At 48.0% G+C, this 16,799-nt stretch carries 17 protein-coding genes; 3 read left to right on the top strand and 14 right to left on the bottom strand.

From position 1 onward, the window contains the following. Nucleotides 1–83: 83 nt before the first annotated feature. From raiA to QL234_RS22665, 7 genes are all read right to left on the bottom strand, one after another. The gene (gene raiA, locus QL234_RS22695) at nt 84–440 is read right to left on the bottom strand and encodes a ribosome-associated translation inhibitor RaiA (protein WP_044832116.1); all 357 of its coding nucleotides are present in this window, start codon (nt 438–440) and stop codon (nt 84–86) included. Nucleotides 441–699: 259 nt separating this feature from the next. Beyond that, the gene (gene nudC, locus QL234_RS22690; RefSeq protein ID WP_281560049.1) at nt 700–1,653 is read right to left on the bottom strand and encodes an NAD(+) diphosphatase; all 954 of its coding nucleotides are present in this window, start codon (nt 1,651–1,653) and stop codon (nt 700–702) included. Nucleotides 1,654–1,683: 30 nt separating this feature from the next. Next, on the bottom strand, nt 1,684–2,052 hold the full coding sequence (locus QL234_RS22685; RefSeq protein WP_281560048.1) for a helix-turn-helix domain-containing protein: 369 nt from the start codon (nt 2,050–2,052) through the stop codon (nt 1,684–1,686). A gap of 229 nt (nt 2,053–2,281) precedes the next feature. Then, nucleotides 2,282–3,502 (bottom strand): GGDEF domain-containing protein, encoded by a 1,221-nt coding sequence (locus QL234_RS22680; RefSeq protein ID WP_281560047.1) that lies wholly within the window; start codon nt 3,500–3,502, stop codon nt 2,282–2,284. A gap of 99 nt (nt 3,503–3,601) precedes the next feature. After that, nucleotides 3,602–4,204, bottom strand: coding sequence for an ABC transporter substrate-binding protein (locus tag QL234_RS22675; protein ID WP_281560046.1), 603 nt, complete (start codon nt 4,202–4,204; stop codon nt 3,602–3,604). Between the two features lie 173 nt (nt 4,205–4,377). After that, nucleotides 4,378–5,823, bottom strand: a complete 1,446-nt coding sequence (locus QL234_RS22670; RefSeq protein ID WP_281560045.1) for a hypothetical protein — start codon at nt 5,821–5,823, stop codon at nt 4,378–4,380. A gap of 348 nt (nt 5,824–6,171) precedes the next feature. After that, the gene (locus tag QL234_RS22665) at nt 6,172–7,017 is read right to left on the bottom strand and encodes a sulfite exporter TauE/SafE family protein (protein WP_281560044.1); all 846 of its coding nucleotides are present in this window, start codon (nt 7,015–7,017) and stop codon (nt 6,172–6,174) included. 98 nt (nt 7,018–7,115) lie between these two features. Here QL234_RS22665 and QL234_RS22660 point away from each other — a divergent pair, with 98 nt between their 5' ends. Next, nucleotides 7,116–7,898, top strand: coding sequence for a helix-turn-helix transcriptional regulator (locus tag QL234_RS22660; RefSeq protein ID WP_281560043.1), 783 nt, complete (start codon nt 7,116–7,118; stop codon nt 7,896–7,898). On the opposite strand, the gene QL234_RS22655 is transcribed toward QL234_RS22660, so the two are convergent. Both QL234_RS22655 and QL234_RS22650 read right to left on the bottom strand, forming a co-directional pair. Beyond that, complete coding sequence (locus QL234_RS22655) at nt 7,895–9,097, bottom strand: multidrug effflux MFS transporter (RefSeq protein WP_281560042.1); 1,203 nt, start codon at nt 9,095–9,097, stop codon at nt 7,895–7,897. The two genes, QL234_RS22660 and QL234_RS22655, sit on opposite strands and share 4 nt — an antisense overlap. 221 nt (nt 9,098–9,318) lie before the next feature. Beyond that, entirely contained in the window at nt 9,319–9,921 is a 603-nt protein-coding gene (locus QL234_RS22650; RefSeq protein ID WP_348650729.1) for a DJ-1/PfpI family protein, read from the bottom strand. A 194-nt stretch (nt 9,922–10,115) separates the two neighbouring features. Between QL234_RS22650 and QL234_RS22645 the strand changes: the two genes are divergently transcribed. Beyond that, complete coding sequence (locus QL234_RS22645) at nt 10,116–10,364, top strand: hypothetical protein (RefSeq protein WP_152646558.1); 249 nt, start codon at nt 10,116–10,118, stop codon at nt 10,362–10,364. 81 nt (nt 10,365–10,445) lie between these two features. Here the strand turns inward: QL234_RS22645 and QL234_RS22640 are convergent, their stop codons facing one another. From QL234_RS22640 to QL234_RS22620, 5 genes are all read right to left on the bottom strand, one after another. Then, nucleotides 10,446–11,345, bottom strand: coding sequence for an ABC transporter ATP-binding protein (locus QL234_RS22640; RefSeq protein WP_281560041.1), 900 nt, complete (start codon nt 11,343–11,345; stop codon nt 10,446–10,448). After that, a complete protein-coding gene (locus QL234_RS22635; RefSeq protein ID WP_281560040.1) occupies nt 11,342–12,163 on the bottom strand; it encodes a hypothetical protein in 822 nt (273 codons plus the stop codon). The genes QL234_RS22640 and QL234_RS22635 overlap by 4 nt, the downstream gene beginning before the upstream one ends. Before the next feature lie 154 nt (nt 12,164–12,317). Then, nucleotides 12,318–13,610, bottom strand: coding sequence for a GGDEF domain-containing protein (locus QL234_RS22630; RefSeq protein WP_281560039.1), 1,293 nt, complete (start codon nt 13,608–13,610; stop codon nt 12,318–12,320). A 110-nt stretch (nt 13,611–13,720) separates the two neighbouring features. Continuing rightward, nucleotides 13,721–14,614: a mechanosensitive ion channel family protein gene (locus QL234_RS22625; protein ID WP_281560038.1), complete on the bottom strand. Its 894-nt coding sequence runs from the start codon at nt 14,612–14,614 to the stop codon at nt 13,721–13,723. Nucleotides 14,615–14,694: 80 nt separating this feature from the next. Further along, a complete protein-coding gene (locus tag QL234_RS22620) occupies nt 14,695–14,826 on the bottom strand; it encodes a hypothetical protein (protein WP_281560037.1) in 132 nt (43 codons plus the stop codon). Nucleotides 14,827–15,217: 391 nt separating this feature from the next. On the opposite strand from QL234_RS22620, the gene QL234_RS22615 reads away from it, so the two are divergent. After that, nucleotides 15,218–16,657 (top strand): hypothetical protein, encoded by a 1,440-nt coding sequence (locus tag QL234_RS22615; protein WP_281560036.1) that lies wholly within the window; start codon nt 15,218–15,220, stop codon nt 16,655–16,657. Nucleotides 16,658–16,799: the final 142 nt, after the last annotated feature.

The raw sequence follows: 16,799 nt of genomic DNA, 5'->3' as shown, positions 1-16,799 counted from the left end.
AAAAGCCATACTATTAATGTGCCTCAAGAAAAACCGGACATTAAAAAGGGGCCAAATGGCCCCTGCTTACAGTCAATAAAGAATTAGGACAATTCCATTTCCTGTACTCTCTCATGCGCAATTTCAGGTGTTGTCATCCCCGGCTTGGCATGAAGATTGGCCTTTAACTGGCCTTTACGATGCTTCAGTGCGGCATCAAGTTTTTTGGCGGCAAGGGCTATTGCCGGATACATGATATCGTCGGTGCCTGTGGCAGAGATCCTTCCTCCTTCATAGGTCGTTCGCAGTTCAGCCTGATGCTTGCCATGCTCCTTGGAAAGGATGACATCAAGCGAAATAAGTGTTGGAAAATGATTTGCTATCTTGGAGAACTTTTCTTCGATATGCTCTTTGATCGAACTAGTAACATCGACATGGTGACCAGAAAGATTTATTTTCATAGGTATTCCTTTTTTAGTTACTTCACTTTTAACACTTGGGGCAATTGTCATAAAACACAAGTTTTATTTTCAATTTTTTCTCTTCTTTAAGGTAAACATACTCCTTCGGATGGACGGTGACAAAGCTAAAAATAGCTTTTCTTGATATTAATCAAATAAATATTAAAGGGGAATAGCCAATTAATTTTTTTATTATTTTTTGGCTGATTTTTCCCCTCTCCAGGCCTTTATTTGTCTGGTTTTTACACTGCTATTGTGTTTATTGTTTTTCTGCCTGTTTCTCGAGCCAGCTGTCAATCAAATATCGGGCAATCGACTCTTTTCTCGGCAACTGATAGTTATCCCCTTCATCCCCCCAATTATCAAAAGTGCTGACCTGTTCGGCGCTAAACCAGCGGGCATCGGCAATTTCATCATTATCGATATTAATTTCATCACTGGTTGCCCGGGCAAAAAAACCTATCATTAATGAATTCGGGAACGGCCAGGGCTGAGAAGCCATATAAGTTACCTGCTCCACAACGACCCCGGCCTCTTCGAAAACTTCCCTGGACACGGCTTCCTCCAGGGATTCCCCCGGATCGACAAAACCAGCCAGAGTAGAAACCACTTTGGCGGGAATATTATGATGCTGCGCCAGTAAACATTTGGCTTTTTCCCCGGGGGCCTGATATTCAACCAACATGATCACCACAGGGTCGGTACGGGGAAAGTGCTCTTTCCCGCAAGACTCACTTTGGCACTTTCGCCTGTGACCGCCATCAAGGGAAAGGGTTTTCTCGCCGCAATAACCGCAGTGCTGACATTGCCTGTGCCAATGATTAAGCGCCCGGCCATAGGCCAAAATAGGGGCCTGCTTCGCCGTGATCAGCGGCAAAGCACTGCGAAAGTCTCTTGCCTGATATTTATCCGACAGCAAACTATCGAGCCGCTCTTGGGACAAATCAGATAAATCAAGCACAAAAACCGCGTGCTCACCGTCCAAACCTAAAAAATAACAGTTACTTGCCTGTGCAATCAGTTGCCCGGTGATCGCCAGCTCCCGGGTAAACTCGGCCAGTTTATCTTGTTCAAACAGGCATAAAGAACGCCATACCGGTAAAAAAACCGTATCCGCTTTATTTTGCTGCTCAAGCAGCCAGCCGTTGCTTTTTCGGGCGGAAGACGCCCGGTTTAACGACATTTGTGAAAAGGTTAATGCTGGGCTATTCAAGGTGCTCTCCTTGTTAATACGGTTAATCTATCAGTCTTCATGATCAGCTTGTTCGCTCCTGTTTTGCTGCTTGTCGGCAAGCTGTTGCTGCCATAAGGCACTAAAGCCCCCCAAAGGTTTTATATGGTTGAATAATTCCTCCCCCAGTTCGGTCAGGGCATAACCGCCTGCCTGCTTTTGTACAAACATGGTGGCCTGCAATTCTTTTAAGCGGTTGTTAAGCAGGGTCGGGGAGATATTTTCACAGCGGTTTTGTAATTCACGGAAGGTGCAAGGGTTCTGGCTGAGATTCCAGAAAATTCCCAAGGTCCAGTTACGCCCCAATAAATCCAGCAGCGCCATAATAGGTTTGCCTGTTTTAGAGCCCCGCACCGGCACACCGGGAAGTGGTAAAGACATGATTACTTTCCTTATATGGCCGGCAGCTGTTAAAGCAAGTTAGCTTTGCCTGACAAACAGACAAGTACGGACATACACTATTGCTACATTTTCTGTAGCTTACTACATAAAATGTAGCAAAGACAAGCGGCAAATATTGCCTTTACGCGATTACTCGCTTGGGAGCCGCTATCTAGGGACTAAGCCCGCCTCAAGCCAAAAGGCGGGCTAAAACAAGGAGAAAGTCAGGTTAGTCCTGGTATAACACCACGGCATTACGGCCTTTTTCCTTGGCCTGGTACAAGGCATTGTCCGCCGCTTCAAATATCGATTCCTGGCACTGGTTGTTCAAATCCATTTCGGCAATACCAAAGGTGGCCGTCACCGAGAAACGTTTGTTATTAGGTAGCTTAAATTCTTTTTCCGCCATGGTTGCCCGGATACGTTCCACCATATTGACGATATCCTTGCCGTGAGTATTGGGGAAACACAAAACAAATTCATCGCCGCCAAAACGCCCGGCGATGTCCTCCGGACGTTTCACCTGGGTTAAAATCTCACCAAAACTTGCCAGTACCTTATCCCCCGCCTGATGCCCCAGGGTATCGTTGATTTGTTTAAAGTGATCCAGATCGCAGACACAAATGCTCAAAGGATGATTATGGCGTTTGGCTGCATTGATCGCTTCGGTCAGGCGTTCAAAGAAATAACGGCGGTTGATCAGTTTTGTCAGGGGATCATGGGTGGCAAAATAAGCCAGCTCTGCTATCGCCTTTTTTCTGTGTTGCATCACCTGGTACATCATAAACAGCATGATGGTCCCCAGGGAATATACAAACAGGGTAAAAAGCACCACTCCCTGTATCACCCAGCTTTCATGTTTATCCACGGCAATTACCGATTGCTGGGTAAAACGCTGCACTTCATCGCGTAAGCTGGTTAACTCCAGGCGCAGCTCTTTTTCTTCTTCGTTTAAGATCCTGATCACTTGCTCGGGTATTTTACCGCCGCCGCTTTTTATCGTCTCTATCATGGCGATCACCTGATCATGGTATTGCTGATGTTCCTTGCCGATTTGATCCAACAGCAGGTTCACCCGCACCATCTCCGCCCGCGTTTCCGGCTGCCCCAGTGACATCAGCGGAATAATAAATTCCTTTAATGTCGCCAGCGCACTATCAAATTTTTTACCGGTACGGATAAAACTGTCTTCCAGGGTCCGGATCACCACCCCCTGGTGACCATCGCTTTGCTGATGCAGTTTCTCAATCAACAGCGTCTGCTCAAATTGCCGGTCGATAAGCGGCAACAGCTGAGTCACCAGCGGCAGATCCTTATTGGCGACATCTTCAAATTCGGTTTTAATTTTATGCATTTGCCAGTAAGCAAAGCCGCCATTCACCAGGATTAAAGCGGCAATGGCAAAGGCGATAAGAAAGATATAACGGTTGGTTTTCGTATTTTGCGGCATAAATTCCAAAATCTACAGCAAGAGGAATTATCAAAGCATAAAAGCCTTAGCCGTCAAAGTCCAGCGGATACAAATCCATGTCTGCACAAAGAGTTAAGCTCAGACCTCTCTCGCCAATTCGGCAATCACCTGGTCTATGCCGTTAGCGCGAATTTTAGCACTGATCTCTGCCTGTTTGGCATCGAGTAAACTGATGCCCTCGACGACAATATCAAAGGTCAGCCAGCGGTGGGAGTTTTTATTTTTACGCAGGCGAAAGTCCATTTCGATATCCGGTTTGCCCGTCTGGCTGATCACCGACTTAACCGAGACTATTTTACGGTTATTAGCCTGCTCCTGCTGCTGGAAAGTCACCTGCTGATCTGTGTATTTAGACAACACCTGAACATAACTCTGGCTCAAGTGGTTTTTCATAGCTAAAACAAAAGCTTCTCTTTGGGCTTTCGTCATGGTTCTTAAGTTTTTCCCCAAAATCTTAAAAGCGGCATAGCGATGATCAACATAAGGCATCAACTCCTGATCAACGATATTGACCATCAGCTCAGGCCGGCTTTTCAGGGCTTGTTGTTCGCTGGCGATGCGGGCAAAGAGATTGTTACCCGCATTGGCAATCACTTGATAAGGGGAGTTTTCACCGGCCAGCACACTGCTGGCGCCAGTTAAACAACTGATAAACAAAAAAACCTTGATAAACCTGAACATAAGCCATTATTTCCCTGATGATATAAGCCAAAAAATGAAGTCCGTGCCAACGCCTGACTTCAATCATTTTATCTTAGTGACTTTCATCCCTTAAAGCTGTTTTATAAGGTGTTTCTTTGTTTAGAACTGTATGCATTTGTTATAAAGTGTAAGCCGCCCGGCCCAAACGCAGCTCAGGCGGATTTTTCCTCTTTTTCTTCCGGGGCAAGCGCTTGTGTGGTTTGCTGTTTTTCCACTGTCTCAGCCTTGGCAGGGCTCTCGGTCCCCCCCAGGGCTTCAATATTGATGATCGCTGAACGGTTTAAGGTGATCTTATAACGCTGCAGGTGCAACTCGGACTTGTCTCCCTGCATCAAAACCATGTTAATCTGATAACGGCGTTCCACACTCTGGTTGGTTACCTTAATACCGTCGAGGGAATACAAGCGCCCGGCGCCTTTTTTCAGGAAACGGACAAAAGGTGTCAGGTTAAAAAAGATCTCCTGCTTGATTTCATCATAGCCGGGTAAAAACTCCTTGGCCACCACCTTAAAGTCGCTGCGAAAGTGCAATAATCTCGCCGCCTGCTTATTTTGCTGACGCCTTTTCTGGAACAACTTGTCCACTTCCGCGGGCAAATCCCGGTTATTGATGTATTCAAGCCACATGGTCTCGTTGGCAATACGGTTTTGACTGACACTATTGGTGAAGACATGCTGCCACTTGGGTCGTCCCCGCTGAATTTTACGCCAGATCAGCTGGGTTAAATCATCTTTAAAAATTTCCCGCAAACCGTAGATCACCCCGAGCAGGGCCACCAGGGCCAGCGTGACTTCGGCAAAACTTGAGCGGGCATTTAATACCAGCATCATCACAAACGCCATCACCACAGCGGTCACCGAGCCGCGTACCAGGCGCTTTAAGTTGGTATCCAAAGAGCGGGTATCTTTTTTAAATACCACCCCGTATTCGATCAACCTTTGCAGCAGGCGCATTTTGTTGGTGATACGGTTAGGGTCATCTAAGGTAATTTGCGAATTGTACTGGTTTTTATTGCGGTAGCTGCTTTCACTGCGGCATAAGGCCAGCAATTGCTCTCTTGCTTCCGTCTGCCCGCTGCTGCTCGGGCCTTTGGCCAGCAATTTCAAAAAAGACTGCTCCACATGCCAGCTCAGGTAATTATCGGCATTTTCAAAGTAGGAGCTGAGCTTTTTATCCGGCGGCGTATAACGGCGTAATTTTTTCAGCAGCGAAGCCGACTGCTCCGCCAGCTCCAGCGCCTGCCGGTAAAAGAGTTCCGGCTCCTTAATTTTCAAGGTCTGCTTGATATCGGCATCCAGGGCGATACGGATCTGATAAGAAAACAAATTCAGGTTCAGGCGGTAATCCCTTTGCTCCCCTTTGGTTTGACTGATAAAACGGCTGCGCACCAGCGGCAGGTGGAGCTGATGGGAATAGTAGGCGCAATGGCTTTTGATGCTGCTGTGAAAGTAGCTCTCTTCTTCTAACGTACTGGGGCTGATCCCCATCTCTACCGGAATGGAAAAATAGAGATCAAGTCGCTGATTATCCTGTGGCAGAAGTTGGTGGCTGATTTTAAATGACAAGTTTTCATCTTGGCTAAGCTGGACTTTATTCACTCGTTATTTATGCTCCTTATGGCGGAAAAGGGGGAATGTTGAAACCTCTGCAACTGCCGTAAACAGAACAGCTGATCTGAATAAAAAATCGAGTTTATTGATGTCGTTGCGACATAGGTTGCCGGTAAATAAATGACAATGGCAACAGTATCTTAATTGCAGAAGAGGCAGCAGCGAAAGTTTCAACGCCTTGTTGTTAAAGTTTAGTTCAATTTATAGATTATTGGCAGTAACAATGCGCTAATCTTTTGTATTTTTTACGATTAAATAAATGCTCAGCTAAAGAAAAAACAGGTTTACATCGCCTGCTTTTTCTCACGGCATTCACATTTCCCGGTGGCAAAGCGATTAAAATGATAAACCGCTCCACAAGGTGTAGAACATTTTAACACTTAAAAAAAACAGCAACAGGGCAAAAATTTTCTTTAATAAGGCAACCGGCAAACGGTGCACTAATTTAGCCCCCAATGGCGCGGTAAAAAAGCTGCAGACGGAGATCAGCAGCACGGCGGGCATATAAATAAAACCTAAACGATATTCAAGACCGGCATGCGGTATCGCCGATTGCGCCATTTCTACCTGCAAAAGATAACCATTGGCCAGGTAACCTAAGCTGCCGGCGATAGAAATAGGCAAACCTATGGCTGCCGAAGTCGCTATCGCCCTTTTAATATCGATATTATGCCACAGCAGATAAGGTACCGTCAGGGAGCCGCCACCGATAGACACCAGGGAAGAAACCCCGCCAATACCTGACCCCGCGAAAAAGAGCCCTTTATTTGACGGCATAGTGCGCGAGGGCCTGGGCTTTTTATTCAGAAACATTTGCACCGCAACATACGCCATAAAGAGAGAAAATATTGTCACCAGATAAATGGCACTAAGCTTGGCGGCAATAAAAGTCATGATAAAGGCCCCCAACACCACCCCGGGAGAGAATCCTTTGACCACAAACCAGTTAATATTTCTGTGCTTATGATGTGCCAACGAGCTCGATAATGAAGTCATAATGATCGAGGCCATCGACGTGCCCAGCGCCAGGTGTACCACCTGCTCGATCATCACTCCCTGAGCCAGGAATAACCCCGTGAGTACCGGCACCATGATGCCGCCGCCACCGATACCGAGCAAACCCGCCATAAAACCAACCACACAACCCAATAACACCAACTGCAAGATAAACTCCGGGTTCACAACCAACTCCTTACTTATTCCTTAAAAATGCATTTGACCATGATATCCGAAAGCGCCAATGGCATAATATCGATTATTTGCAAACTTATATCGACAATATGACAAAATTACGCCAGATAGCACCATCATCACAGTCACGGCAAGCGCTGGAAAAGCCGGTGACTGTGGTCAACCGGCAAATTGCCGTCAATTGTGCTATCGAGCGGCATCAGCACCTGTGGGGGCAATTTATTTATGCCAGTAAAGGCGTGCTGGCGGTCAATATCGGCAACGAGCGCTATATAGTACCGCCGGAGCAAGGGGTTTGGGTGCCGCCACAAATAGAACATCAGGTGATCGCCCTGACCCGGGTCACCCTGACCAGCTTTTATGTCGATCTTGAATTACTGGCCTGCTTGCCGCCAAGTTCATCTCTGCTGGCGGTATCAAGCTTTTTAAAAGCCCTGATTTGTGAGGCGAGCAATATCCCCCCGGATTATGCCTGGCGCAGCCCCGATGGGCGGTTATTACGCCTTATCGTCGATCAGCTGGCCATTGCCGAACAGGTAACCCTTAACCTGCCCTACCCCAGGGATTTACGCCTGATGGCAATAACCCGGGAACTGCAGCAAAATCCCGGCAATGGCAATAGCCTGGAGCAATGGGGAAACCTGGTCGGCGCTTCGGCGCGCACCCTGAGCAGGTTATTTAAAAAAGAAACCGGCATGACCTACAGCCAATGGCGGCAAAAATTGAATTTACAGCTGGCAATCACAGCGCTGGCCGGGGGGGAGAGCATCACCAATATCGCCTTAAACCTTGGCTACGACTCCCCTTCTGCCTTTATCCATATGTTTAAAAAACACTTTGGCATCAGCCCGAAAAAATATCTCGGGGCTTAATCGGCGATGATATCGGCCTGATGCCAGCGGCGGCCATATTTCGACCAGAGGATCATCAGTCCCGGGAGCAGCAGCAACATTTGCATCGCCAGCAACATAGGGGCGCTCAGGCCGACTCTTTGCGTTAAGCTCACCATAACTCCGGCTCCCGACATCTGGAATAAGCCGAGTAATGCCGCAGCCGTACCCGCCCGATCGCCAAAAGGCGCCAGCGCCCGCCCGGCGGCAGAGCCAAGTACGCAGGCATAACCGATAGAAGAGCAAAAGACCGGCAACATATAGGCCCAGGGACTGGCAAAGGGACGTAACGCCAGCATCAACAAACCTGAGCCGATGATCACCAGCAAACCTGTGGTTAAGGTCTTGCGCGTACCCAATTTATCCATCATTTTCGGGGCCAGGAAGCAGGCAATAATATTTAACACCGCATTAATGCCAAACCAGAAAGTAAATTGTGACATATCCAGTCCCAGGCCCGTCATTAACCAGGCGGGGGCAGAAGTGACATAAGCGAGGATCACCGCCATGGACAGCATACATAAGATGGCATGATAGAGAAACTTCGGCTCCGCCAACACCGACCAATAACGGCTCAGGCTTAACATGCGTCCGTCAACATTGGTATGTTCCGGCCGGGTTTCTTTATAAAGCAACATCACTATGCCCCAACCGATGACAGCAAAACCCGCCATAAAACTAAAGTTGCTGCGCCAGCCAAATTCGGCGGTCAACCAGCTGCCCAGTATCGGCGCCATCGCCGGAATAAAACAAATAGCGCCATTTAAATAACTGATCATCCGGCCGCTGCGCGCTGCCCCGAAGCAATCCCGCACCGAAGCAAAGGCCGCCACCGAAGTGGCACAGGCGCCAAAGCCCTGCAATAAACGTGCTGCCAGCAACATATCTATGCTCTGCGATACGTAAGCCAGCAATGAGCACAGGCCGTAAATCATCACCCCGCCAAGGGCCACGGGCCGGCGGCCAAACCTGTCCGCCAGGGGACCCGCCAGTAACTGTCCCAGTCCCAAGGTGACCATAAACCAGGTCACGGTATCTTGCACTGAGGTAATATCCACAGCAAACTGCCCGGCGATCACCGGCAGTGCCGGTAAATAAATATCAATGGCCAGCGGACTGAACAAAACCAGTAATACCAACAAAAATACCAGCTGATTGCTGTTTGTGGTCTGAGGGGTCATAAATTTTCCTGTTTAACCCGGATGTAGAGTAATCATTCAGGTTAGTGAAACGAAGGGGGGATTTTACGGAATTAATGGCGCTAATAAAACCATTGTCGCTACTAATTTGCCATTATTTTCTCTGCCTGCGCCCCGATAAACAGGGGCGATAAGCTTTTAACCCTTTGCTAACAAAAAATTACCGATAAAAAAGAAAAACAAGCTCAGTGCCGGGTACAAGGTTAGTTATTTTGCTTTCGCCAGTGAAACTCCATTTGACCGGCGGTTTTTTCCGCCAGCTCAACCCCGGCTAACTCACTCACCAGCTGCAGACTCATATCTATACCCGCAGAAATCCCGCCTGAGCTGATAATATTACCGCTTTGTACCCAGCGGACATTTTCCAGCACATCCAACGCAGGAAACAGGGCTTTTAATTCCGGGACATCCTGGTGGTGAGTGGTTACTTGCTGATCCGTGACAATACCGGCTTGCGCCAGCAAAAACACCCCGGTACAAACCGAAGTGATCAGCTCAGCCCTTTGTGCCTGGCGTTTAAGCCATTGCATCACGGAGGTTTTTGCCATTTCCCCATAATGCACGCCACCGGCAACCAGCAAAACATCTATGTTGGGATGCTCATCAAAGCCATACGCCGGCAACACGGTATATCCCGCCCTGGCCTTCACCGGGTCAGTCGTTTCTGCCACCAGGAAAACATTAAATAACCCCGGATACTGATAAACCCGGGCCGCGGTGGAAAACACTTCAAACGGCCCTGAAAAATCCAGTACTTCCGCCTGCTCGTAAATATAAATACCGACATTGATGGTTTTTATCGTCACCTGATTAATCCATATTTTATTTGGTTTTAGTCAAAAAATTCCTCTTGCCTGGTAAGAGGAAACAGGCGTTTTTACTGCTATAGAAAATTTCCCGGCCATGAAAAAACATGATAACCGGACTATTATATAGATTCCCCTGCTCGTTAAAGCATACCTAAGTAAGTCGTTTTAGGAACTATTGATTGGAAGATATTGTGACTAAAAGAACTGAGGAAAAAGTAATTCATCAATCCGACCTTGATAAATTATTGCACCTGGACGAGGTCATGGAGCAGTCAAATAAGAATCCCTTTATCAAAGAGCTCAAGCAGGCCATTTTAGATCCGAGTCAATTAAAGTTATTCCAGTGGCACTCGCTGCGCAGTCAAATTCATGAAATTGAAGCCCTGGTGCCCCATATTGACCTGATCATTAAACTTAAAAAAGAAAATAAAGAAGACTGAGCACAAAAACAAGATAACCTGCCCCTGTCCCCGTCAGCTTGCCTGCTTTTCATTGAGAAGAAAACACTCAAAAGACCTCTGCTAGAACAACTGATTTTCCAGCGTTTTACCATTAACCAGCTGGCGATAGCGCCAATTTTTCTGATGGCACAAAGTCAATATTTCAATATCAGGAGCCAGGTCTGCGCTTTCGCCGGCCACCTTGATCTGGTACTCCTTATCCTGGCTGTTAAGCACTTCAACCACATAGTCCCGGGAGGTTAACACCTCAATCAGCTCAGGCTCCTGCTGCTCCATTCTTAAGGTAAAGTACCTGAACTGCTCCTGGAGCGCGTTGGTATGATGCTCCTTTAAGCTTCCCTGATCCAGATAAAGTACCTGGCCACATAAGCGCTCAAGCTCAGATAAATCATGGGAGCTTAAAATAAAGGTGGTTTCCCCCGAAAGGCTGGCCACCAGCTCCCTGACTTCTCGGGCATGTAAAGGATCCAGGCCGGCAGTGGCTTCATCAAGCATCACGATTTCCGGTGAGCCGATAAGCGCCTGGGCTATGGTCACCCGTTTGCGCATCCCGTGGGACAAACCGTCGGGCTTTTGATGTAGAGAAGCCGACATGCCCACCAGATCTATGGTGCGCTCGGCTTCATACTGGCTCTCTTTTCTGCCAAAGCCCTGGAGCCGGGCATAAAATTTCAGCTGGTGCAAAACGGAGAAGCGCGGATCCAGCTGGGCATCCTGAGGCAGCGCCGCCAACCGGCCAAAGGTTTCACTTTTGCCCGGGGTCACGCCAAGAACAGAAACCTGCCCTGAGCTGGGTTTGATATAACCGCATAAGATACTGAACAAGGTGGTTTTTCCGGCGCCGTTTGGTCCTACCAGGGCGACCGGTGCCCCGGCATGGATCTCAAAATTCACATCGGCTAGTGCCTGTTTTTCCCCGAAGCTTTTATTCAGGGCAGAAGCTTTAATTAAACAGCTCATAAACTGCTCCTTCTCATGATTAAATCCCCTGCCAGTAAATAACAACACGTTTGCCCCAGCGGGATCAGGTAATTAGCAACACCTGAGCCTTGCCGGTTAATGACATCACTGAGCTGAATGCCGGGAAGGGCATAGTTGAGCACGGAAAAAATGCTCAGCTGGGATTCGATCACGGCAATAAAAACGGGGGCCAGACCAAAAAACAACAAACAGGCAATGAGCGCCAGGCGCGACGAACGGATAAAACTATTAAAAAACGACATCAGAGCAATAAAAGGCAAAACCGCAATCACCAGCTCTTTTAGCAAACCTAACCCTTTAATGCCGGTATCGACAAAAACCCCGCTGTCCCGGTAAACCGCCATCACCACCACGGCAAGCAAGGTAAATAACATCAGCAGGAATAAAATCATCACCTGACCGAAAAAACGCCCGAGTAAGATTTCCGTGCGGCTGGCCCTTAACGAGATAAAACGTAACGTGCCCCGGGTACGGTCGGCGCAGGTTTGGTCGCTGGCGGCATACAGGGAAAACACAGGAAAAGAGTAAGCGGCCACCAACCAGTAGATCGCCAGCTCAGGCGCCGGCCAGGTTAGCAGCTCCGACAGGCCAAGGGTGCCGAATAACTGCATTGCCATGTCTTTAAAGGTCTCGGAAGAAACCATGGCGGCAGCGGAGCTGACCGGATAATATAAAATAAGACACCAGACGGTAACAAAGGCCGCCAGTGCCAATGCCCCCCGCTTGGTAAAAAAAAGTCGTATCAATTCAAAACTGGCCAAAGACCAGGCCCGCTGAAAACTAAACTGCCAGTACATGCCTACTTCCTGAGAAAACCATTTCCCCCACCCTAATGGTAAGACGATGAAATAGCTATGATTATTTTGTTAATCTTTATTTTTTACTTGTGATCACGGCATGATTTGCGTTAAGAAAACGGCTAAGACAGGAACATCAAGACTTGCCGCAACTTTAGCTGCACACCCGGTCACGCCCGGTCTGCTTCGCTTTATATAAGGCTTTATCGGCGCGGATCAGCAGATCATCGATATCATCATCTTCAGCTTGCATTTCACTGATGCCGATACTGACGGTGGATTTGATTTTATCTTTCCAGGGACCTGCCAGCTGATGATCCCGTATCCGCTGACATAAACGCTCGGCCATTATCTTGGCGGCCTCACCTGACGTTTCCGGCAGCAACACCGAAAACTCTTCCCCGCCCATACGGCCGATACAGTCTGCGCCCCTGAGATTGGCGGCACATATCCTGGCCACTTCTCTTAAAACCTGATCGCCGACATGGTGGCCGTAGGTATCATTAATTTCCTTAAAGCAGTCGATATCAATGGCCAGCAGACTCAAGGATAAATGATAACGTTTGGCCCGGATAAATTCTTTTTCCGCCTGATCGATAAAGTTGCGCCGGTTTGCCAGCTGGGTCAGTTCATCGGTATTGGCTTTGACTTCCAGATTTTTTTTCAGGGCAATTAACTCGGTAATATCATTGGAGAAACCGATAAAGCTTGAGATCTCATCCTGCTCGTCTTTAATCGGCACCTTGGTAGACCAGTAATACTGGGTATTGCCCTTGCCATCGGAAAATGATTCTTCCCCCGAAACTTTCTCCCCCGTAGCCAGCAGTTTATTATCAAGAATGGCGAAGTCGGCGGCGGTTTCCGGCGGCAGGAAGTCTTCGCCTTTTTTCCCTATGATATCCTCCGGCTGTACGCCAAATAACTTGGCGGTGCTGGCATTGATATACCTGAAGCGGCACTCCCTGTCTTTCATATAGATATAGGCGTCGACATTATTGAGTACGGTATCAAGCAATTTCTCATTTTCCTTGAGCTTGATATCGAGCAGCTTACGCTCGGTAATATCGGTGGAAATGCCGTACATGCCGCTCACCTGCCCCTGCTCATCAAACAAGGGCTTTTTCACCGTCCAGTAATAGCGTATCTCGCCGGTGCTGTGGATAATGTTTTTCTCTTCCGCCTCCACCGTCTGGCAGTGCTCCATCACCAGACGGTCGTTGACCATAAGCTCATCCGAATGAGCGATGGAAAAAAACTTACTGTCGTTCTGGCCGATGATCTCTTCTAGCGGACAGGCAAATAAATCCCTGACCATTTTGTTGACATAGGTATAACAGCCTTGCAAATCTTTGATATACACATAGGCGCCAATATTATCCAGCGTCAGGTGAAGCGCGGCAATATCCCCGGATAAGCTTGCTATTTGTTTTTCAAGATCAAGACTCATATCACTCACTCCGGCAAAACGCATTCGCTACATACAGCTTGTCAGCACAGAGTCGTAAACAACCCGGCTGCAATTGATATTTTATAAAACAAGATCTAAACGGTAACATATCAAGCACTTTTTATCAGGTGTACATCTCTTTGCGGATAAGGGATCTTAATCTGCGCCTGCTCCAGTGCCGCATAAATCATTTCATTGGCCTTATATTTAGTCGCATAGAGGTTGACGGTCGGCGCCCATAATCTGATGGCGATGGTGATGGCGCTGTCGGCAAATTCGTCAATGCCGATCAAAGGCGCCCTGTGGTTGCTGGCACCGTCAAGAGAGGCCAGGGTCTTTTCCAGCAAGGCGATCACTTCCACCGGGTTATGGCGATAATCTATGCCCACAGATAATTCCACCAGGGAATCATGGCTGGAATTATGTAACACTTCACCGACAATATGCTTATTGGGGATCATGATTTGCACATCGTCTTCATCCCTTAAGATGGTATAGGCAAGCAAGACTTCCTCCACCAGGCCTTTCACCCCCTGCACCTCTATGGTATCCCCGACAACAAAAGGCCGGATAAGAATAATATTAAAACCTGCGGCATAGTTTGCCAGCAAGCCCTGCAATGCCAGACCGGCGCCCAGGGAAACCGCCCCTATTGCGGCAATAAAAGGGGTTACGCTGATCCCTAGCTTGCCCAGGGCAATGATAGTGATCATCACCACAATCAGCATTTTAGCGGTATTGGCCAGGAAGCGGCTTAGGGTGACGTCCAGCTTATGTCTCTCACATAACTTCAGCACCCAGGCGGCAATTTTGCCCGCCACCAGGTAACCAATGACAAAAATGATCAGGGCGCCGACCAGCTGGAAACTGTAATTGGCAAAGAAGTCAATGATCAGCTCATAATATTTATTCACCTGTTCGATTTCATCTTTGAGTAAGTTGGTTGGGGTCAGGGTATTATCTGCCTCCTGGGCGCTGGCAATAAGGGGCTTGTTATCGAACACTGTGTCTCCTAAAGGGTTAAGCAACTGATCTTTCGGTATTATTGCCTAACTATAGATAGAATTCGAGCGAGAAACAAACCCTAAAGATGAACCCGGCGACAGGGATAGCGGCATCTCCCGGGCTGGATTAGGGAGACAAACAGCAAATATGACTCCTCCCGGGACCAGCGGCGAATGTCGGCAATTTCCTGCTCGCTAAAACCAGAAGACACCAGTAATTCCCGGTAGGACTCAGGCGCCTGTTATTTTTATTGTCGGTGCCATTCGTACTTGCCTTGTTCATCAAGACCGGCATAGGTCAGCATGTGCGAGCACTTTTCCTTGGTCATCACAGACGAAGAACACTGCCGGCTATTTTACGTTTAAAATTCACTATCACCGCCTTGAGCCAGAGGCCTGCCTTGACCTGCCGGTTTTTCCCGCAAGAACGGTTTTGATTAAATTTTCACAAGTTAAATGTAAACAAACAGTTAACATCAACAACATAAGCTTATACACTCATTACGCTTACGCACGAATAAAGGCCAACAAGCAGATGCAGCCACATGGCATAGATAACTATCTGGCTGTTCACTAAACTCTATAAGCAAGAGAGAAAGCATAATGCCCAAGAACAATCTACTCGCGATACCTTTATCACTGCTCCTGCTGATAACAGCATGCAGTGGCGGAAGTGGCGGCGATAAGGACGTCATTAATCCTCCCCCTGCTGATCCGATCCCGGATACCGTCGCCGTCTCTGCAGTCATACCGGAATTTATTTCCCAACAAGCCGATATTGCCCAGGTTGAAAGCGCCGTATTAAGGCATGTTCATCGCAACACGGTTTTCGGTAATATCCATCCAAAAGGCGATTATATCGATAGCAATAACGCTAAGGTCGAACAGCTTAACCTGTTAGGCTTTTATTCTGAAATCGAAAAAAATACCGATAACAGTTATCAGATCCCCCCGCAAGATAACGGCCTGGCCTATTTCAGGGTCACCAATACCAAAGCCAACGGCAAGGTCAGGGTACATAATTTTTATGGCGTCCCCCCGGGACATTATATGACTTTCGACAGCACCAATGCCGATAACGAAGCAAAAGATAACTACCAGACATTTTGCCGCAATGTCTCAGTACGCATCACAGATCTGGTAAAAAGCGCCAGCGAACAGGCCAGGTTGCTGATCAATGGCCGGATAATAAGCGATGCCGTTTTTTCCGGTAATAAGGCCTATACAGAGACGCTAAGCCTCTGTCCGGTAGATGATGGCGGTCATTACCTGGCCCTGGTTGTTTATGAAAACGCCCAAAACGATATTAGCTACGGCTTTAATTACTACCGGCAACTTCAGGATAATGATTTACTCGAAATCACACTGGAGCACCAGGCTGAAATGATCCCCTGGTCTGCCGATCTGCCAATTGATAATGAATACCGGCTTGGGGGTATGAACAATAAATGGCGGGTACAAGTACCGCTTTATATCAGCCCCGAGGGCGGCAATAGCCATCAATCGGGTACGAGCCCTAAATTTAGCGAGCTTGGCTTGGACAGCTACCATTTTACCAGTGACGTCACCGACAGCAGTGTTGGCATGGCGAAATATCAGCGGGAGTTTGCCGGCGATACGCTGCAAAATGAATTTATCATTAATCAGCTGGTTTTTGATGATATTAACCTTAACAGCTTGGATTTAACCTGGAACAACTCAGGCACACATCAGCCCGACATTATATCGGGTACCATTTTTGACCAGGGACTGACACAAACCTATGCCTTTATGAGTATGGACCCGGACCTACTTGCACAAGGCCGGCTGACTTTCCCCCTAGACGATGTGCCCCACTTGATCACCAGCTCTCTGGTTGGCCTGGTTGGCGCATCTGCGGCACAAGAGGCTAACTTCAATTTTGTTGGCGATGCGGCTTTCCATGCAGGCCATCTCTACTGGCCGCAAACCCATGCCTCAGATCTGAACGGCACAGATCTGATCATAACAGCAAACGGCTCTGAGTTTATTCAATTGTTACTTGGGCAGTTAACAACTCCCTAGCCGAAAGAGCATAACGGCAGCTGTTCCAGGCTGCCGCCTTTAACCAGGGCACTCAGGCAACAAGCATTGATAAGGACTTAAGCCCTCCATAAAACAGGAGGGCCGCTCAAGCGCGTGGCCGACAGGGCTGAAATAAAGCAAT

Source organism: Thalassomonas sp. RHCl1, from assembly GCF_947387555.1.
Classification (GTDB): domain Bacteria; phylum Pseudomonadota; class Gammaproteobacteria; order Enterobacterales; family Alteromonadaceae; genus Thalassomonas.
This window is presented reverse-complemented; position numbering and strand designations above follow the sequence as displayed.